General features: G+C 68.3%; 18 protein-coding genes. 9 read left to right on the top strand and 9 right to left on the bottom strand.

What is annotated here, in order from left to right; all coding sequences use genetic code 11:
* Positions 1-11 precede the first annotated feature (11 nt).
* Together U9J39_RS06735 and U9J39_RS06740 are read right to left on the bottom strand one after the other, a co-directional pair.
* Entirely contained in the window at positions 12-1,310 is a 1,299-nt protein-coding gene (locus U9J39_RS06735) for a phospholipase A (RefSeq protein ID WP_115708882.1), read from the bottom strand.
* A 132-nt stretch (positions 1,311-1,442) separates the two neighbouring features.
* Positions 1,443-1,874: a DUF1841 family protein gene (locus U9J39_RS06740; RefSeq protein WP_116312360.1), complete on the bottom strand. Its 432-nt coding sequence runs from the start codon at positions 1,872-1,874 to the stop codon at positions 1,443-1,445.
* 112 nt (positions 1,875-1,986) lie between these two features.
* Here U9J39_RS06740 and U9J39_RS06745 point away from each other — a divergent pair, with 112 nt between their 5' ends.
* Together U9J39_RS06745 and U9J39_RS06750 are read left to right on the top strand one after the other, a co-directional pair.
* The gene (locus U9J39_RS06745; protein WP_326346791.1) at positions 1,987-2,925 is read left to right on the top strand and encodes a DMT family transporter; all 939 of its coding nucleotides are present in this window, start codon (positions 1,987-1,989) and stop codon (positions 2,923-2,925) included.
* Between the two features lie 88 nt (positions 2,926-3,013).
* On the top strand, positions 3,014-3,601 hold the full coding sequence (locus U9J39_RS06750) for a malonic semialdehyde reductase (protein ID WP_115708887.1): 588 nt from the start codon (positions 3,014-3,016) through the stop codon (positions 3,599-3,601).
* Positions 3,602-3,675: 74 nt separating this feature from the next.
* Here the strand turns inward: U9J39_RS06750 and U9J39_RS06755 are convergent, their stop codons facing one another.
* The 3 genes from U9J39_RS06755 to U9J39_RS06765 are packed head-to-tail and all read right to left on the bottom strand — an operon-like array spanning position 3,676 to position 6,951.
* Positions 3,676-4,401: a Coq4 family protein gene (locus tag U9J39_RS06755; protein ID WP_326346792.1), complete on the bottom strand. Its 726-nt coding sequence runs from the start codon at positions 4,399-4,401 to the stop codon at positions 3,676-3,678.
* A 16-nt stretch (positions 4,402-4,417) separates the two neighbouring features.
* Positions 4,418-5,401, bottom strand: a complete 984-nt coding sequence (locus tag U9J39_RS06760) for an alpha/beta fold hydrolase (RefSeq protein ID WP_326346793.1) — start codon at positions 5,399-5,401, stop codon at positions 4,418-4,420.
* A complete protein-coding gene (locus U9J39_RS06765) occupies positions 5,398-6,951 on the bottom strand; it encodes a flavin-containing monooxygenase (RefSeq protein WP_326346794.1) in 1,554 nt (517 codons plus the stop codon). Before U9J39_RS06765 ends, U9J39_RS06760 begins: the two co-directional genes overlap by 4 nt.
* 85 nt (positions 6,952-7,036) lie before the next feature.
* Here U9J39_RS06765 and U9J39_RS06770 point away from each other — a divergent pair, with 85 nt between their 5' ends.
* Positions 7,037-7,720 carry a TetR/AcrR family transcriptional regulator gene (locus U9J39_RS06770; protein ID WP_326346795.1) on the top strand — a complete coding sequence of 228 codons (684 nt, stop codon included), beginning with the start codon at positions 7,037-7,039 and terminating at the stop codon, positions 7,718-7,720.
* On the opposite strand, the gene nth is transcribed toward U9J39_RS06770, so the two are convergent.
* Together nth and rsxB are read right to left on the bottom strand one after the other, a co-directional pair.
* Positions 7,689-8,333 (bottom strand): endonuclease III, encoded by a 645-nt coding sequence (gene nth, locus U9J39_RS06775; RefSeq protein ID WP_092313897.1) that lies wholly within the window; start codon positions 8,331-8,333, stop codon positions 7,689-7,691. The two genes, U9J39_RS06770 and nth, sit on opposite strands and share 32 nt — an antisense overlap.
* Positions 8,330-9,151 (bottom strand): electron transport complex subunit RsxB, encoded by an 822-nt coding sequence (rsxB, locus tag U9J39_RS06780; protein WP_326346796.1) that lies wholly within the window; start codon positions 9,149-9,151, stop codon positions 8,330-8,332. The genes nth and rsxB overlap by 4 nt, the downstream gene beginning before the upstream one ends.
* A gap of 333 nt (positions 9,152-9,484) precedes the next feature.
* Between rsxB and U9J39_RS06785 the strand changes: the two genes are divergently transcribed.
* Positions 9,485-10,120: a TetR family transcriptional regulator gene (locus tag U9J39_RS06785; RefSeq protein WP_018006923.1), complete on the top strand. Its 636-nt coding sequence runs from the start codon at positions 9,485-9,487 to the stop codon at positions 10,118-10,120.
* A 50-nt stretch (positions 10,121-10,170) separates the two neighbouring features.
* Here U9J39_RS06785 and U9J39_RS06790 read toward each other — a convergent pair whose 3' ends face one another.
* Together U9J39_RS06790 and U9J39_RS06795 are read right to left on the bottom strand one after the other, a co-directional pair.
* The gene (locus tag U9J39_RS06790; RefSeq protein ID WP_115708897.1) at positions 10,171-11,439 is read right to left on the bottom strand and encodes a polyhydroxyalkanoate depolymerase; all 1,269 of its coding nucleotides are present in this window, start codon (positions 11,437-11,439) and stop codon (positions 10,171-10,173) included.
* Between the two features lie 309 nt (positions 11,440-11,748).
* The gene (locus tag U9J39_RS06795; RefSeq protein ID WP_326346797.1) at positions 11,749-12,945 is read right to left on the bottom strand and encodes an amino acid aminotransferase; all 1,197 of its coding nucleotides are present in this window, start codon (positions 12,943-12,945) and stop codon (positions 11,749-11,751) included.
* 172 nt (positions 12,946-13,117) lie between these two features.
* On the opposite strand from U9J39_RS06795, the gene uvrB reads away from it, so the two are divergent.
* From uvrB to U9J39_RS06820, 5 genes are all read left to right on the top strand, one after another.
* Positions 13,118-15,202, top strand: a complete 2,085-nt coding sequence (gene uvrB, locus U9J39_RS06800) for an excinuclease ABC subunit UvrB (RefSeq protein ID WP_115708899.1) — start codon at positions 13,118-13,120, stop codon at positions 15,200-15,202.
* A gap of 92 nt (positions 15,203-15,294) precedes the next feature.
* Positions 15,295-15,516 (top strand): hypothetical protein, encoded by a 222-nt coding sequence (locus U9J39_RS06805; RefSeq protein WP_115679900.1) that lies wholly within the window; start codon positions 15,295-15,297, stop codon positions 15,514-15,516.
* A gap of 40 nt (positions 15,517-15,556) precedes the next feature.
* A complete protein-coding gene (locus tag U9J39_RS06810) occupies positions 15,557-15,799 on the top strand; it encodes a hypothetical protein (RefSeq protein ID WP_062797958.1) in 243 nt (80 codons plus the stop codon).
* A gap of 95 nt (positions 15,800-15,894) precedes the next feature.
* Positions 15,895-16,380, top strand: coding sequence for a low molecular weight protein-tyrosine-phosphatase (locus U9J39_RS06815; protein WP_326346798.1), 486 nt, complete (start codon positions 15,895-15,897; stop codon positions 16,378-16,380).
* Positions 16,381-16,461: 81 nt separating this feature from the next.
* Positions 16,462-18,558 (top strand): site-specific recombinase, encoded by a 2,097-nt coding sequence (locus U9J39_RS06820; RefSeq protein WP_326346799.1) that lies wholly within the window; start codon positions 16,462-16,464, stop codon positions 18,556-18,558.
* Positions 18,559-18,665: the final 107 nt, after the last annotated feature.

Genomic DNA, 18,665 nt, shown 5'->3' on the forward strand with positions numbered 1-18,665 from the left:
CGGTCCCGGCTTCAGCGCGTCAGCGCATAGCCGATGCGGAACTGCCACGGCAGCTTGTGGTTGTAGTCCAGCAGGCTCTCGCCATAGCCGACGAAATATCCCGCCATCAGGTAGCCGGCCGTGCCGGGGATCAGCCGCGCCATCGGGTAGGTCAGCTGCGCGTCGACGCTGCCGTACCACTTGCGCGTGCCCTTGCGCAGCGTCGCCGAGAACTCCCATGAGTCCGGCCGCCCGTAGGCGATGCCGAGGTCCATGTAGCCGCGGTAGTGGGCGATGTCCGGGTTGTCGGCCTTTTCCACATAAGCGTAGAGCTTGGGCGCCACGCGCCAGTGCCAGTCGTTCTGGTCGCCGAAATAGAAGGTGGGCTTGACGAACACCGTGTTGATGCTGCGCGAGTCCGCGCCGTTGCGGCCGTTGGATTCATGCTCCAGGCCGGCGGCCAGCGACAGCCGGCTGATCACGTTGTTGCGCACGCCGGTATCCGACAGGTAGTAGAACAGGCTGGGCCGGTAGTTGGTGTCGCGGAACGGCGCCGAATCTTCGCTCAGGTCCCACAGCGAGAACTGGGTGTAGCTGAAGTAGAGGTTGTCGAACAGGCGCTTCGAGGCCGGATCCTCGCCCTCGAAAATGCGGTACTTGAAGCTGAACTGGAACTTGGCGTTGGCGCCATCGTTCGCCCCGACCATGAAGTACATCGGGTCGTGAAACGACAGCCGGGCGCTGTCGCGCAGGTCGGCCGGGGCGGGGGCCGCGGCCTGGGCCGTGGTGACTCCGGTCACCGGCACGGGCGCGCCGTCCGCGGAGTCGGGGCTGTCGGCAACCGCGGCCGGCGCCTGGCTGGCCACCGGCGGCGTCGACGTGGCCGCCTCGCCCGGCTGCGGCAGCCGGTTCAGCGTGACCAGCACCGGCGCGGCGTCGATGCCGGTGGCATCCAGCCGCACCTGGCCGCGCAGCACCGGCGGCAGCGCCACCGTGTAGTGGATGGCGCGATGCTCGCCACGGCGCAGGTTGACCACGGCGGGGCCGGAGACTTCGCGCCACAGCACCAGCCGCACCGGCGCCTGCATCTCGCCGGAGGCGGTCACTTCGAGTGTGTCGGGAATACGGTAGCGGCGCGTGGTGTTGTCGGCCGACACCACCAGGGTCAGCGTCAGCGGCTGGTTGCCGTCGATCACGCGCGGCGGCTGCAGCAGCGCCACGCCGGCATGGCCGGCCAACGGCCAGGCCAGCATCAGCGACAGGCAGAGGGGGGCGACGGCACGGCTGGCTGGCGCCAGACGCTGCCGCGAGAAAAGGGCAGTAGGGGGCATGAAGATGCGCGACGTTGCCGGGTGATGGCAACGTAACTAGGGGAAATACGGAGCCCAAAGCCTACCACGCCCGCCCGCAACGGCTTGTGAGGAATTGTACGCTGCACTTTTTGCGCGTACCGGCGCGCGCTGTCAGCGGTTGGCGCGGCGCCTGACGCAGTCGACGTAGTGGTCGCCGTCCGGCGGCTGGCCGGTGCGCTGGGCCTGCCACAGCATCTCGCCCAGGCATTCCATCACCTGGTGCTGGGCTTGGTGCGGGGAATCGAGCCGGCGCGCGAGCGCCTCGTAGGCCTGGCGGATGCCGCGCGGCTGGTCGACCGAGACCTGCTCCGAAATCGACAGGTGCATCGCCAGGTGCAGGAAGGGATTGGTCTGGCCTTGCTCGGGGGTGTAGTCCTGCGCCAGCGCGCCTTCGGTGTCGCGCAGCAGGTCCTGGTATTCCGGGTGCTCGCCGATCCAGTCGACGGCAATGGCTTCCAGCGGGGTCAGCACGCCGCCTGCGATCTGCTTCTGCCAGGCATCGCAGAAGAACCGGCGGACTTCTTCTCGTGAGGGATTGAACATGGTGGCGCCATTGTAGACGACGGGGGCGACCCTTGCCGGCGGCCCGACGGTGGTCGAAATGGCGGCGATGGTCCCAAGTAGAATGCGGGATCGCCGACTTCCTGCCTGCCCGATGAGCGCTTCCGCCCCCACCGCCCCGACCGCTGCCCGCGACAAGCTGGCCGGCGTGCTGCTGATCGCGGTCTCGGCCAGCGCCTTCGGCGCCATGGCCATCTTCGCGCGCTTTGCCTACGCCGCGGGCGCGGACGTGTACGGCCTGCTGCTGGTGCGCTTCCTGCTGGCCGCGGCGGCGCTGGCGTGGGTGATGCGCACGTGCGGCATCGCGCTGCCGCCGTGGCGGCGCGTGCTGGCGCTGGCGGCGATGGGGGGCATCGGCTATGTCGGCCAGTCGTTCTGCTTCTTCAGCGCGCTCAACCATGCGCAGGCCAGCCTGGTGGCGCTGCTGCTGTACCTGTATCCGCTGTTCGTGACCATCCTCGCGGCCATCTTCCTGAAGGAGCGGCTGACCACCGCCGCGGTGGTGGCGCTGGTGCTGTGCTCGGTGGGCGCCGGGCTGACCGTCGGCGGCGGCGCGGGCTCGCCGCTCGGAATCGCGCTGGGGCTGGCGGCGGCGGTGATCTACTCCGTCTACATCATCGTCGGCGCGCGCCTGACCGCCGGCGTCAACCCGATCGCCACCACTACCGTGATCTGCACCGCGGCGGCGCTGGTCTACGGCGCTGTCGGCGTGCTGCGCGCCGGCGCGGGGACGCCGCCGCAGTTTCCGGCCGATGCCGGCGGCTGGCTGGCGCTGGCGGGGATCGCGCTGCTGTCGACCGTGCTGGCGATCCTGACCTTCTTTGCCGGGCTGCAGCGGCTGGGCGCGGCGCAGGCGTCGATGCTGTCGACGCTGGAGCCGGTGGTCACCGTGGTGCTGGCGGCCCTGCTGCTGGGCGAGCAGATCGGCGCGGCGCAGGCGCTGGGCGGGGGCCTGATCCTGGCGGGCGTGCTGTGGCTGACCCGCCGCGGCAGCGCACCCGCCCCGGCGCGCGCCGACATCCAAGGGAATTGAACGGGTTGCTCAAAGGCGCTGTCGTGAGGCGCGCCGGCGCTTGGGTACAATCGCGCCTTCTCTTACCTCCCGTACAGAAAGGACGCGCATGTCCCAGATCGACCACGCCGCCCTGGCGCAACTGTTCACCGAAGCCCGCACGCACAACGTGTGGCAGGACCGCCATGTGGACGACGCCGTGCTGCACCAGGTCTATGAAGCGATGAAGTTCGGCCCGACCGCTGCCAACAGCAGCCCCGCGCGCATCGTGTTCGTCAAGAGCGCCGCCGAGAAGGCGCGCCTGGTCGACTGCGTCTCGGCCGGCAACGTCGACAAGACGCGCTCGGCGCCGGTGACCGCCATCGTCGCCTTCGACACCGCCTTCCACGACCAGTTGCCCAAGCTGTTCCCGCATGCCGACGCCCGCTCCTGGTACGCCGGCAACGATGCCAAGATCGCCCGCGACGCGCTGATGAACAGCTCGCTGCAGGGCGGCTACTTCATTCTCGCGGCGCGCGCGCTGGGCCTGGACTGCGGCCCGATGGGCGGCTTCGACGCCGACAAGGTCAACGCGGCGTTCTTCCCGGACGGCAAGTGGCAGGTCAACTTCCTGTGCAACCTGGGCTATGGCGTCGCCGACAAGCTGTATCCGCGCGGCCCGCGCCTGTCGTTCGACGAAGCCTGCCGCATCGTCTGAACCCGCCCGTTACCGGCAAACAAAAAAGCGACCCGCGTGGTCGCTTTTTTTTCAGGCCTTGCCTGGCGCGTGGATCAGGCGGTCCATTGCTGCATCGGATTGCAGGCCAGGTAGCGGCGCGCCTGGCCGATCCCAAGCCGTGCGCGCGCCGCGTCGATCGGTTCGTGCAGCAGCTTCTCGTAATCCTCGCCCAGCAGCCAGCCGGCGCGGCGGCCCAGCCGGTAGCCCTCCAGCACGGCGCGCGCAAAGGCCAGGCTGCCGCTCACGCGCAGGCTCTTCAGCGACGCCGCGATGGCGATGAAGGCCCAGCCCCGTCCGCCGGTCTGCGCATAGCTGAAGGCCACCAGCGCGGCTTCGCCCAGGCTTTCGTCGGCGCGGTAGCCGGTCAGCACATGCCAGATGTCGTGGATGTCGCGCGTGCGCCGGCCGAACCACAGGTAGGCGTCTTCGAGCACCGGTTCCTGGTCGAGGTTCGACACTTTGGCCAGGCCGTTCGCGCTGTATCCGGTCGGTTCGAGGAAGGCGCGATAGGCCGCGCCGACCGTGCCCGGCGCGAAGCCGGCCACGTAGGCGGGATCGGACAGGCGCTCGGCCAGTTCGATGCGCTGGTAGACCATGCGGCGCCCGTCGTGCGTGGCCAGCAGGCGGCTGAAGTTGCGCGGCATCGACGGGCCGTTGAGCGCGCGCATGATGCGGAATACCTGCTCGGTGTCGTTGCCGTCCGCCATCAGCTTGCGCACGGCGCGCAATGCGGCGAACAGATCCTGCTTGTAGGGGTTGGAACCGGTCGTGGTGGCCATGGGTGGTCTCCTTGGGTCAAGCGGCCTGTGCCGGCCGCGGCGCGGACAACTGCATCCGCGCGGCGGCGGTGCGCACGAAATCGACGCTGGTGTCGATGGCGGTCACCGGCAGCATATGCCCGCCGCTGACCAGGGTCAGCGTGGCGCCCGGCACCTTGGCCACCAGCGCTTCGCCATGCTCGGCGAAGTCGAGGATGCGGTCGTCGCGGCCGTACAGCACGCTGACCGGCGCGCGCAGCATGCCGTAGTGGCGCAGCAGCGCTGGCAGGCTCTGCGCGGCGCCGAGCAGGTCTTCCGACGCCGCCAGGAAATGGCGCGGGCGCAGGGCCAGCAGGCCGCCGCCGCGGGTCGGGAAGTCGTCCGGCACCGGGTCGGGGCCGAACACGATGTCCATGACCTCGGCGCGATGGCGGATCGACATCGGCACCACCAGGGTCCACGCCAGCAGCCGGCGTTGCCATGCGCGCGGCACGGTCATGGCCCGGAACACCGGCGAGATCTCCCTGGGCGGATGTGTCAGCGGCGCGATCAGGGCAAGGCCGCCGACCCGTTCCGGGTGCCGGATCGCCAGCGCCAGCGCAATCGCGCCGCCCAGCGAATGGCCTACCACCAGCGGACGTTCCAGGCCCAGCTTGTCGCACAGCGCGGCCAGCGCGTCGGCCTGCGCGGGCAGGTCGGCGGCGCTGCCGGGCGTACGGGTGGAATGGCCGGCGCCGGGGCGGTCGACAGCGATGACGCGGAAGCTCTCGGCCAGCGGCGCGATCATGCCGTAGCCGAAGTTCTCGAGCTGGCCCGACAGGCCATGCACCAGCAGCAGCGCCGGGCCTTGCCCGCGCTCCACCACATGCAGCCGCGCGCCGGGCACGTCGACAAAGCGGCCCGGCGGCGGCATCGCGGCTTCGATGCGGCGTGCGGTACGCCAGGTGTACAGCCATAGCGCGGCGCCGGACAGCAGAATCAGCGCCAGCAGCACGGCCAGGACGATCAGCGCAACAGTCATGGCTGCACCTCGCGCGCGGCGACGGCAGCAACCGTGCTGGCGCCCGTTGCCTCCGGCGCGTTGCGCGGCTCGCGCAGCGCCGGTGGCGCGCCGAACTGCAGCACGCCATCGGCGATGCGTCCATACCGTATCGTCAGCAGGTCTTTCAGGTAGTTCTGGTGCACACGCCACGGCTTGCGGTCGCCCTGGCGCGGCAGCACGCCGGCGGCGCGCTGCACATAGCCCGAGGTGAAGTCCAGGAACGGCGTCGGCTGCACCGCCGCGGGCGCGCGCGGCACGGCGATGCGGTGGCCATGGCGGTCCATGTGGCGCAGCAGGCGGCAGACGTACTCGGCGGTCAGGTCGGCCTTGAGCGTCCACGAGGCATTGGTGTAGCCGAATGCCAGCACCAGGTTGGGCACGTCGCTGAGCATCATGCCCTTGTAGGCCAGGCATTCGGCGGGGCGGCGCGGCTGGCCGTCGACCGTGAGCGCAATGTCGCCCAGCATGTTCAGCTTCAGCCCGGTGGCCGTCACCACGATATCGGCGTCGAGCGACTTGCCGCTGGCCAGCTCGATGCCATGTTCGGTGAAGCGCTTGATGGTGTCGGTCACCACCGAGGCGCGGCCCTCGCGCAGGGCGCGGAACAGGTCGCCGTCGGGTACCAGGCACAGGCGCTGGTCCCAGGGCTTGTAGCGCGGCGTGAAATGCGTCGCCACGTCGAAGTCCGCCGGCAACTGCGCCGCGGCCATGCCGACCAGGCGCGCCTTGACGCGTTCCGGCCGGCGCCGTGCCAGCTGGAAGAAGGTCATGCCGAGCAGCACGTTCTTCCAGCGTGTGGCGGTGTAGGCCAGCCGCTCCGGCAGCACGCGCCGCAGGGTGCGCGCAATGGCGTCCTCCCCGGGGCGCGTCACGATATAAGTGGGCGAGCGCTGCAGCATGGTCACGTGCGCCGCGCGGGCGGCCATCGCCGGCACCAGCGTGACCGCGGTGGCGCCGCTGCCGATCACCACCACGCGCTTGCCGGCGTAGTCGAGCGACTCGTCCCAGAACTGCGGGTGCACGATGCGGCCGCGAAAACGGTCGTCGCCGTCGAACGCGGGACGATGCCCCTCGGCATAGCTGTAGTAGCCGGCGCAGACATAGAGCAGGCGCGCACGCACGCGCACCCGGCTGCCGTCGGCGCCGCGTTCGGCTTCGACGGTCCAGCACGCGTCGGCGCTGTCCCATGCCGCGCCGACCACGCGGTGGCCGAAGCGGATCTGGCGCGTGATGCCGGCTTCCGCGGCGGTCTCGCGGATATAGGCGCGGATCGACGGGCCGTCGGCGATGGCCCTGGCGCCGCGCCAGGGCTTGAAGCGGTAGCCCAGCGTGTACATGTCCGAGTCCGAGCGGATGCCGGGGTAGCGGAACAGGTCCCAGGTGCCGCCGATGGCGTCGCGCGCCTCGAGGATGGCGTAGCGCTTGCCGGGGCAGCGCCGTTGCAGCTGGCGCGCCGCGCCGATGCCGGACAGGCCGGCGCCCACGATCAGCACCTCGAGAACTGCGTCATCGGAACTGGCATCGCGCATGGCAGGCATCCGGTCAGTGACACTTCTGACAACATAGATTGTCAGAAGCGACCAGGCAAGTTTTCTGACCATAGGGAATGCCATAATGGCGCGCATGACCCCCGAGCTGACTCCCACGCGCCGCTATCGTGGCGCCGAAGCCGAAGAGCGCCGTGCCCAGCGCCGCGCGCAACTGATTGCCGCGGCCGTGCAGGTCTACGGCGAGCGCGGTTACCAGAACGCCACGGTCAAGGCCGTGTGCGAGGCCGCGGGCCTGACCGAGCGCTATTTCTACGAGTCATTCGCCAACAGCGAGGCCTTGCTGCTGGCATCGTTTCAAACGGTGACCCATCGCTTGCTGCACACCCTGGTGCAGGCGGGCGAGGCCGCCGGCCACGACGGCGCGCAACGGGCGCTGGCGATGTTGCGCGCCTATTTCGGCGCGCTGCAGCGCGAACCGCGCTCGGCGCGGGTGTTCCTGGTGGAAATCCGTGGCGTCAGCAAGCTGGTCGACGGCGCGCTGGCCGATTCGCTGGATGAATTTGGCGGGCTGCTGGCGCAGGCGCTGCTGCCGCCGGGACGCGAGCGTGATCCACTGCTGACGGCGGGCGTGGCGGGCGGCGTGGTCCACCTTGCCGTGCGCTGGATCCGCCACGGCTACAGCCCCGATGTCGACGTGGTCGCGCGCACCGCGCTGCAGCTGGCGCTGGTGCTGGCGCACGAGCCCGAGCCCGAGCCAGCGCCCGAGCCGGCCGCGGCTACAGCTGCGGCGCCGGGGTTTTCTCCCTGAACTCGCACAGCGTTTCGATCGCGCAGTGCCAGCATTCCGGCTTGCGCGCCTTGCACACGTAGCGGCCGTGCAGGATCAGCCAGTGATGGGCGTCGTGCAGGAATTCATGCGGCACGCACTTGAGCAGCTTCTGCTCGACGATGTCGACGTTCTTGCCCGGCGCCAGGCCGGTGCGGTTGGAGACGCGGAAGATATGCGTGTCGACCGCGATGGTGGGCTGGCCGAACGCGGTGTTGAGCACCACGTTGGCGGTCTTGCGGCCCACGCCCGGCAGCGCTTCCAGCGCTTCACGCTCTGCCGGCACCTTGCCGCCATGGCGTTCGACCAGGATGCGGCAGGTCTCGATCACATGCCTGGCCTTGGTCTTGTACAGGCCGATGGTCTTGATGTATTCGCTCAGGCCGGCTTCGCCCAGCTCCAGCATCTGCCGCGGCGTATGCGCGACCGGGAACAGGCGGCGCGTGGCCTTGTTCACGCCAACGTCGGTGGCCTGCGCCGACAGCAGCACGGCGATCAGCAGCTCGAACGGCGAGCTGTACTCCAGTTCCGTGGTCGGAGCCGGATTGACTTCGCGCAGCGTCTCGAAGATGGCACGGCACTTGGCAGCGTTCATGATTCTTTCTTCGGGTCGTTGGCCGGGTCGTGCGCGGGATGGGGATCTTCCTCCCGCGGTGTCAGCCCGGCGCGCGCGCGCCGCGCTTCGGCGGCATCGATCTGCGCCTGCACCGCGGCCGACACGTTGTCGGTATTGCGCGGCCGCGCGGCCTGCTGCTTCTGCCGCGCGCGTTCGATCGCGGCCTGGATGATGGCGCGCTTGCGTTCCTGCGCGGCGCGCTCGGCGTCGTTCTCGGGCGCTTCGGCCTGCACCGCGGCGAGCTTGGCGGCGGCCTTGGCGGCCAGGCGCGCATCGTTTTCCTCGCGCTCGCGCACCAGCCGCGCGTTGCGCGCCAGGTAGCGCGCCTGCGCGGCATCGGCCTGCGCCTGCGACCACGCGTCCCAGCCGGTGCGCGTGCCGGTGACGGGGACCATGTCGATGCAGTCGACCGGGCAGGGCGGCACGCACAGGTCGCAACCGGTGCACAGCTCGGGGATCACGGTATGCATCTGCTTGGCGGCGCCGGCGATGGCGTCGACCGGGCAGGCCTGGATGCAAAGGGTGCAGCCGATGCAAAGGCTCTCATCGATGCGGGCGACGGCGCGCGGCTGCTCGGTGCCGCGTTCGGGATCGAGCGGCAGGGGCTCGGTGCCCAGCAGCGCGGCCAGGCGCGCGATCCCCTGCGCGCCGCCCGGCGGGCAACGGTTGCAGGCAGCCTCGCCGCTGGCCATGGCCTCGGCGTAGGGGCGGCAGCCGCTGAAGCCGCACTTGGTGCACTGGGTCTGCGGCAGCAGCGCCTCGAGACGGTCGGCGAGGGACTTGACGGCGGGATTCACGACAACGGACAGCAATTCAGGGGACAAGAGCAGGGTCAAAATAGCGCGCCAGCAGCCACACCGGCAGCCGCACCAGCGCGGCGCGGCCACGGGCAAAGCACGATATTTGCGCAATGCTGTGAGCGGTTGGCGACATAACGGCGGCCTTGCGGGGGCGGACAATGTGCTGGCGGCCCCTGCGGCACCGGGGTCTCTGCGGACCCTGCGGTTTTCGCGCCGCAAGGATTATCCCCGATTTCGCCGGCGGACAGAAACGGCGATGATGCGCGTCGCGCGGCCGGATTGCCGCATTCCGGCCTGTGCCATAATCCGCGCAACGATCGACCACACCCCATGTCAACAGAGCCCAAGACCAAACGCGACCCGGAAGGGACGCGCCGACGCATCCTCGCTGCGGCCACCGAGGAATTCGCCAAGGGTGGTCTGGCCGGCGCCCGCGTCGACCAGATTGCCCGGCGCGCGGAGACCAACGAGCGCATGCTGTATTACTACTACGGCAGCAAGGAGGGCCTGTTCCTGGCGGTGCTCGAGAAGCAATACGCAAACTTCCGCGCCGCCGAAGAGCAACTGCACCTGGTCGACGAAGACCCCGTCGAGGGCGTGCGCACGCTGGCCCGCTTCGTCTGGGACTGGTACTACGAGCACCCCGAATTCATCCGCCTGGTCAACAGCGAGAACCTGCACGAGGCGCGCCACCTGAAGAAGTCCGCGCAGCTGCAGCAGCTGATCAACCCGGTGGTCGACGTGCTTGCCGACGTGATCCGGCGCGGCCAGCAGCAGGGATTGTTCCGCGACCATATCGACGTGCCGCAGTTCTACCTGACGATTTCCGCGCTGGGCTACTACGTGCTGTCGAACCGCTACACCATCAGCGCCGTGATCGGCCGCGACGTGGCATCGCAGCAGGAGCACGAGCGCTTTGCCGAACTGCACACGGACATGCTGCTGAGCTACCTGAAGAAGCCCTGAGGCGCCGGCGGCGCCGCCCAGACAGTAACGCCCGCTTGCGCGGGCGTTTTTTACTTGCTGGCCACGGCCACCGGGGCCTGGTGGTACTTGCGGATAAAGTCGCGCAGCTGCGGGTAGATGTCCTCGCGCCAGCGCCGGCCCGAGAAGATCCCGTAGTGGCCGCAACGCTCGGCGTTCAGGTGCTGCTTGCGGTTTTTCGGGATGCCGGCGCACAGGTCGTGCGCGGCGGCGGTCTGGCCTGCGCCGGAGATGTCGTCGAGCTCGCCCTCGATGGTCATCAGCGCCGTGCTCTTGATGTCCTGCGGGCGCACGGGCTTGCCGTCGATGGCCCAGGTGCCGTTGGCCAGGCGGAATTCCTGGAACACCTCGCGGATGGTGTCGAGGTAATACTCGGCGGCCATGTCGAGCACCGCGTTGTATTCGTCGTAGAAGCGCACGTGCGCCTCGGCGTCGTCGGCATCGCCCTCGACCAGGCTCAGGTAGTAGTCATAGTGCGAGGACAGGTGCCGGTCCGGGTTCATCGCGACAAAGCCGGCATGCTGCAGGAAGCCCGGGTAGACGCGGCGGCCGTGGCCGGGGTAGTTGGCCGGCACGGTGTAGATGACGTTGTTCTCGAACCACTCGTAGGACTTGTTGGTCGCCAGCGAGTTGACCGCGGTCGGGCTTTTGCGGGCGTCGATCGGGCCGCCCATCATGGTCATGGTGCGCGGCGTCTTCTCGCCGGCGGACGCCATCAGCGAAATCGCCGCCAGCACCGGTACCGTGGGCTGGCATACCGAGATCACGTGCAGGTTCTCGGCGCCGATATGGCGGATGAATTCCTGGATGTAGTAGATGTAGTCCGACAGGTGGAAGGCGCCGTCCTCGACCGGCACCATGCGCGCATCGATCCAGTCGGTGACGTAGACCTTGTGGTCCTGCAACAGCGTGCGCACCGTGTCGCGCAGCAGCGTGGCGTGGTGGCCCGACAACGGCGCGGCCACCAGCACCACCGGCTCGTCCTTGAGCAGCTTGATGGTTTCCGGATCGTCGGCATAGCGCTTGAAGCGCAGCAGCTTGCAGAAGGGCTTTTCCAGCACGGTCTGTTCGACGATGGGGATGTCGCGCCCGTTGGAGCGCACCGACTTGATATCGAACGCCGGTTTTTCGTATTCCTTGCCAAGCCGGTACAGCAGTTCGTAGCCGGCGGCCAGGCGGGGCGCGCCAGGTACCAGCGACATCGGGCTGAGGGGGTTGGTGAAGGTCTTGGCGGTCGCCTGGGCCCACGCGGTCAGCGGGTGCAGGATCGAGCGCTGGAACTCATGCAATTGATAGAGCATGCCGTTTCTGCCTGGTCTTACTGAGGATGCGTACCACCAAGTAACAATGTACTGACAATACACCTGGGATCGTGTGGCGCCGATTATGCCTGAATCGAACGACCGTGCTAACGATCTTGCTTTGCAGCATATACCTTAAAGTACTTCCCTATGCGCGGAACACAATAAGGCATTGGCCTGATTTTTCGCTGACAACCTCCTACAACATCGCAAACAAATGCAAAAAGCGGCCGAAGCCGCTTTTTTTCTACGGTTTTGTGATGCCCACGCCAGTTGCCGTCCGTTGCGGCGCGGCAACTGGCAACGGTGTTACATCACGGCCGCGATCGCGTCGACCACCGCATCGATGTTGCGGCTGTTCAGCGCCGCAACGCAGATGCGGCCGGTGCTGACGGCGTAGATGCCGTGCTCGTTGCGCAGGCGGTCCACCTGGGCCGAGGTCAGTCCCGAGTACGAGAACATGCCGCGCTGGGCCTTGACGAAGGAGAAGTCGCCCGGCACGCCCTTGGCGGCCAGCTTGTCGACCAGCGCATGGCGCATCAGCTTGATGCGGTCGCGCATTTCGGCCAGTTCTTCTTCCCACATGGCGCGCAGTTCCGGGCTGTTCAGCACGGTCGCGACCACGGTGCCGCCGTGGGTCGGCGGGTTGGAATAGTTGGTGCGGATCACGCGCTTGACCTGCGACATCACGCGCTGCGCTTCTTCCTTGCCGGTGGTGACGATCGACAGCGCGCCGACGCGTTCGCCATACAGCGAGAAGCTCTTCGAGAACGAGCTCGACACGAAGAACGGCAGGCCGGAATCGGCAAACAGGCGCACCGCGGCACCGTCGGCATCGATGCCGTCGGCAAAGCCCTGGTAGGCCATGTCCAGGAAGGGGATCAGGTTGCGTTCCTTGACCAGTTCCACCACCTGCTGCCACTGCTCGGGCGACAGGTCGACGCCGGTCGGGTTGTGGCAGCAGGCGTGCAGCACGACGATGGTGTTGGCGGGGAACGACTTCAGCGATTCCACCATGCCGGCGAAGTTCAGGCCGTGGCTCGGGGCGTCGTAGTAGGCGTAGTTGACCACCGGGAAGCCGGCGGATTCGAACAGCGCGCGGTGGTTTTCCCAGCTCGGGTCGCTGATGGCGACCTTGGCGTCCGGGTACAGGCGTTTCAGGAAGTCGGCGCCGATCTTCAGCGCGCCGGTGCCGCCAAGTGCCTGAGCCGTCACCACGCGGCCTTCCGTGATCAGCGGCGATTCCTTGCCCAACAGCAGCGTCTGCACCGCCTGGTCATAGGCCGCGATGCCTTCGATCGGCAGGTAGCCGCGCGGGGTGGCGGTGGTCAGACGGGCTTTTTCTGCCTCCTGGACGGCGCGCAGCAGGGGGATTTTCCCTTCGTCGGTGAAGTACACGCCAACGCCCAGGTTGACCTTGGTCGCGCGGGTGTCGGCATTGAAGGCTTCGTTGAGGCCCAGGATCGGGTCGCGCGGGGCCATCTCGACGGCAGAAAACAAACTCATTTGGAATCTCGTGGTCGGCTATGTGAAAAACGGAAGGCGTAGAATGCTCCGTACTGCGCTGGAGGCTGGCAGGCCCGGCCGCGCTCTTCTTGGCTTGAAGCGGGGGCTGACAACCCCAAGATTCTAGCGTAATCCGCCCGTTTTCCTCAGGTATTTCCCTAGTCACGCCCCTATGACGAACCTTGCCGAAGCCGCGCCGGCCCTGGACGAAGACAAATTCGTCACATTTCCCGGTTCCCCGTTCCAGCTGTACCAGCCGTTCCCGCCCGCCGGCGACCAGCCCGAGGCAATCCGGCAGCTGGTGGAGGGGGTGGAAGACGGCCTGTCGTTCCAGACCCTGCTGGGCGTCACCGGTTCGGGCAAGACCTTCACCATGGCGAACGTGATCGCGCGCATGGGACGGCCGGCCATCGTGTTCGCGCCCAACAAGACGCTGGCGGCGCAGCTCTACGCGGAATTCCGCGAATTCTTCCCGCGCAATGCCGTCGAGTACTTCGTCAGCTACTACGACTACTACCAGCCCGAGGCCTACGTCCCGCAGCGCGACCTGTTTATCGAGAAGGACTCGTCGATCAACGAGCATATCGAGCAGATGCGGCTGTCGGCGACCAAGAGCCTGCTGGAGCGCCGCGACACCGTCATCGTCGCGACCGTGTCGGCGATCTACGGGATCGGCAACCCGACCGAATACCACCAGATGATCCTGACGCTGCGGGCCGGCGACAAGATCAGCCAGCGCGACGTGATCGCGCGCCTGATCGCGATGCAGTACACCCGCAACGAGACCGACTTCCAGCGCGGCACCTTCCGCGTGCGCGGCGACACCATCGACATCTTCCCGGCGGAGCATGCCGAAATGGCGGTGCGGCTGGAGATGTTCGACGACGAAGTCGAGTCGCTGCATTTCTTCGATCCGCTGACGGGGCGGGTGCGGCAGAAGATCCCGCGCTTCACGGTCTACCCGTCGAGCCACTACGTGACCCCGCGCGAGACCGTGCTGCGCGCGATCGAGGCGATCAAGGACGAACTGCGCGAGCGGCTCGAGTTCTTCCACAAGGAAAACCGCCTGGTGGAAGCGCAGCGGCTCGAGCAGCGCACCCGCTTCGACCTCGAGATGCTGTCCGAGCTGGGCTTCTGCAAGGGCATCGAGAACTATTCGCGGCACCTCTCCGGCGCGCGTCCCGGCGACCCGCCGCCGACGCTGGTCGACTACCTGCCGCCCGACGCCCTGATGTTCCTGGACGAATCGCACGTGCTGATCGGCCAGCTCAACGGCATGTACAACGGCGACCGCGCGCGCAAGACCACGCTGGTGGAGTACGGCTTCCGGCTGCCGTCGGCGCTGGACAACCGGCCGCTCAAGTTCGACGAGTTCGAGCGCAAGATGCGCCAGGTGATGTTCGTCACGGCCACGCCGGCGCAGTTCGAGCGGGAGCACGCCGGCCAGGTGGTGGAGCAGGTGGTTCGCCCGACCGGCCTGGTCGACCCGGTCATCATGGTGCGCCCCGCGACCACGCAGGTGGATGACCTGCTGTCCGAGATCCACGCACGCGTCGGCGCCGGCGAACGCGTGCTGGTGACCACGCTGACCAAGCGCATGGCCGAGCAGCTGACCGAGTTCCTGACCGAGAACGGCGTCAAGGTGCGCTACCTGCACTCGGATATCGACACCGTCGAGCGCGTCGAGATCATCCGCGACCTGCGCCTGGGCACCTTCGACGTGCTGGTCGGCATCAACCTGCTGCGCGAGGGGCTGGACATCCCCGAGGTCTCGCTGGTGGCGATCCTCGACGCGGACAAGGAAGGCTTCCTGCGCGCCGAGCGCTCGCTGATCCAGACCATCGGCCGCGCTGCGCGCAACGTCAACGGCACCGCCATCCTGTACGCGGACCGCATGACCGACTCGATGAAGAAGGCCATCGACGAGACCGAGCGCCGCCGTGCCAAGCAGATCGCCTTCAACGAAGCCAACGGCATCACGCCGCGCGGCGTGGTCAAGCGCATCAAGGACATTATCGACGGCGTCTACAACGTCAGCGACGCCCGGGCCGAGCTGCAGGCGGCGCAGGAGCAGGCGCGCTATGAGGAGATGAGCGAAAAACAGGTCTCCAAGGAGATCAAGCGGCTGGAGAAGCTCATGCTCGAGCATGCGCGCAACCTGGAGTTCGAACAGGCGGCGCAGGTGCGCGACCAGCTGGCCAAGCTCAAGGCGCAGGTGTTCGGCGCGAGCGGCGAGGGCGCGCTGCCGCCTGCCTGATACGCCGCAACGCCGGGCGCGCGTCGCCTATAGTGAAATCCTCGGCGGCGCCAGCGCGGGGCAGGGCCACGGACCGCTGCGAAGGAGGCACGATGGAACGCCAGTTTGAATACGGCGGCTACGCGGTGGTGGTCACGGCGGTCCCGAATGCCGCCGGCGGCTTTGCCGCGCAGATGCGCATCGCCGACGCGTTCGGCGAACCGACCGGCCCGAGCTTCGAGGCAATCGCCGGCGACGCGCCCACCCCTGAGGCCGCCATCGCCATGGCGGAGGCCGGCGCCATGCGTGCGATCGACGCGGGCGAGGTCAGCTAGCGCGCCGGCGGGTACCCCCATTTCCCGTGGAGAAACCACAATGACCGACATCGGCGAATGGAAGAAGAAGGTCTATGAGACCCACGAAGTGCAAGTGCAGGTCAGGCAGCGTTCACAGAGCGAATGGTCGTACACGGTGCGCGTCTGCCGCCCCGGCACCAACATCCGGGCCGCCGGCACGCTGACCGACAGCTCGCGCATCACCGACCACTACAAGTCGGCCGAGGCCGCGCAAGTGGCCGGGTTTGCGCACGGCGAACGGCTGGCCAAGCAGCTCGCCTAGCGCCGCGCGCCGCCCAGCGCTGCGACACGCCGGGCCGGCGGCAAGGGCGGCAGGTAGAATCGCGCCTCCATGCCATCTTGCCAAGCCTTGATCCGATGAAGCCATATGCCATCCTGATGTGTTGCATGGGGAATATCTGCCGTTCCCCCACGGCGGAGGGCGTGCTGCGCGCCAAGCTCGACGCCGCCGGGCTGGCGTCGCTGGTGGAGCTGGATTCGGCGGGCACGCATGAATACCACCTCGGCCGCGCCCCCGATCCACGCACCCAGCGCCATGCGCTGCAGCGCGGCTATGACCTGTCGGCGCTGCGCGCGCGCAAGGTCGGCGTGCCGGACTTCGACCGCTTCGACCTGATCCTGGCGATGGACCGCGAGAACCTGGCCGGCCTGCTGCGGCTGCGCCCGGATGCCGGCGACAAGGTGCGGCTGCTGATGAGCTTCGCCACCCGCCACGATGCCGACGAGGTGCCGGACCCGTATTACGGCGAAGGCGATGGCTTCGAGCGCGTGCTCGACTATATCGAAGATGCCTGCGACGGCCTGGTGGCCGAGTTGCGCCAGCGTCTGCAGCCGGCCGGCTGAGCCGGCCCGCTGCGCAGTCTTTCCCGGCCCCGCCGCGGCGTCCTGCGCCCGCGGCCGGCGGCCCGCTCCCGACGAAAATCCATGCTTCGCAAACTGTTCCGCAAATGGCGCGAGTCGCGCAATGCCAGCCTGCAGCTCGACGCCATCCTGAGTGCGGCCGATCCGCAGGCACCGCTGGCCGAGCGCAACGGCTGGCTGATCGAACTGGCCTTCTGGATCCGTCGCGACGGCGGCCTTGGCGCCGATGCCGACAGCCAGGAAGACGGCGCGCCGCGCCGCCATCCGGAGCACGTGCGCCTGCGCTACCTGCTGCAGGTGCTGGAGCGGCACCCGGACTGGGCCGCGCGCTTTGCGCAGACGGTGCGCAGCCTGCTGCGCGAGAACGACCCCACCGGCCTGTTCTGCGATACCGGCGTGGCACAGCATCCCGGCTTCGTCAGCGAGATGGTGAGCCGGCTCCAGAGCCGCTTCTTGCCGCCGCCGCCGAACCGCAGCGACATGGCGGCGCTGTTTGCGCTGGTGTTCGTCGGCGACGAGGACGCAGACTGGGTCGAGGCCATCGACGATGCGCTGATGGCGCGGCTGGCGCGCGTGCTCGAAAGCGGCCGCGCCGACGGCGAGGAAGCGGGCCTGGCGCGCTATCGCGAGGCGTTGGGCCAGACCCTGGCCACCAGCATCGCGGTGCTGATCAGCCAGGTGCGCGCCACCGGGCTGAGCCAGGCGATACGCTCGCGGCTGGCGGGGCGTGTCGAGGACACCCCGTTTTTTCGCCTGGACGAGGCCATCCAGGCCTTGCGCGAGGACGGCCTGCGCCGCGACGACAACAGCTTCGGCCATCGCCTGAACTACTTCCGCGCGCTGCTCGACGGCTGCCACGCCGCCGCGCGCCAGGTGTACGAGGACCTGGAGGAAAACGGCGTGTCGGTCGAGGTGGTGTTCCAGATCGAGCGCATGAAGGTGCAGCTCAGCCGCATCGAGCTGCTGCTGGCGGCGTGGGTCGAGCCCGGCCGTCCCGGCATGCCGGCGCACCTGGTGGCCGAGCTGATCCGCTCGACCCAGGCGCGGCGCAGCATTGCGCATCTGGCGGGGACCTCGTTCGCGCAGCTGGCGCGCAAGGTGGTGGAGCGCTCGGCCGAGACCGGCGAACACTACATCACGCGCGACCGCCGCGAATATGCCGAGCTGGTGCGCGCCGCGGCGGGCGGCGGCCTGGTTTCGGTGGCCACGGTGTACCTCAAGTTCCTGATCTACGGGCTGCACCTGGACAAGTTCAGCGAAGGCGTGCTGGCCTCGCTCAACTATGCCGGCAGCTTCCTCGCCATCCATTTCGCCCACTTCACGCTGGCGACCAAGCAGCCGGCCATGACCGGGCCCGCGCTGGCGCACCGGCTCGATAACGCGGGGCGGCCGGAGGGGCGCGAGATCTTTGTCGACGACACCGTCGCCATGATCCGCTCCAACGCGGCGGCCATTGCCGGCAACCTGGCGGTGGTGTTCCCGGTGGCGCTGGGCGTGCAGTGGCTGGCGCACAGGTTGCTGGGTGCCAACCTGATCACGCCGGCCAAGGCGATCGCCACCATCGAGTCCTTTTCGATCCTGGGACCGACGCCGCTGTATGCGGCCTTCACCGGCGTGCTGCTGTGGCTGTCGAGCCTGTTCGCGGGCTGGGCGGACAACTGGTTCGCGCTGCACCGCGTGCACGACGTGATGGCTTACCACCGGCGCTTGCAGTATGTGCTGGGCGCACGCGGCGCCACCCGGGTGGCGGACTTCTGGAAACGCAACCTGTCGGGCATCGTCGCCAACGTGTCGCTGGGGCTGCTGCTGGGGCTGGGGCCGGAGATCCTGAGTTTCTTCGGCCCGCATATGGAAGTGCGCCATGTGACGCTGTCGACCGGGTCGGTGGGCGCGGCGATCGGCGTGCTGGGGTGGGATGCGCTGCGCATGCCCGCGCTGTGGCTGGCGGTGGCGGGCATTGCGCTGATGGGCATGCTGAACGTGGCGGTCAGCTTTGCGCTCGCATTCAATATGGCGCTGCGGTCACGCAATTTGCGGCGCATCGATCGCGCCGAGCTGAGCGCGGCCGTGCGGCGGCGCATCCTGAAGCAGCCGTTGTCGCTGCTGGTGCCGCCGCGCGCGGCACCCGCGCACGCGGCCGCAGGCGGGCGCCAGGCCTGAGGAGGGCGGTGGTGCGGTGCGGCAGGGGTAGTTGACTGAATTAGTCGGGTACCTTTATACTTGACGGAAACGATCAAGTATTCGCTTCACCCCCACGCTTCACCCCA

Origin of the sequence: Cupriavidus sp. SS-3, assembly GCF_035818815.1 — a bacterium.
In the GTDB taxonomy this organism is placed as follows: Bacteria; Pseudomonadota; Gammaproteobacteria; order Burkholderiales; family Burkholderiaceae; genus Cupriavidus; species Cupriavidus taiwanensis_C.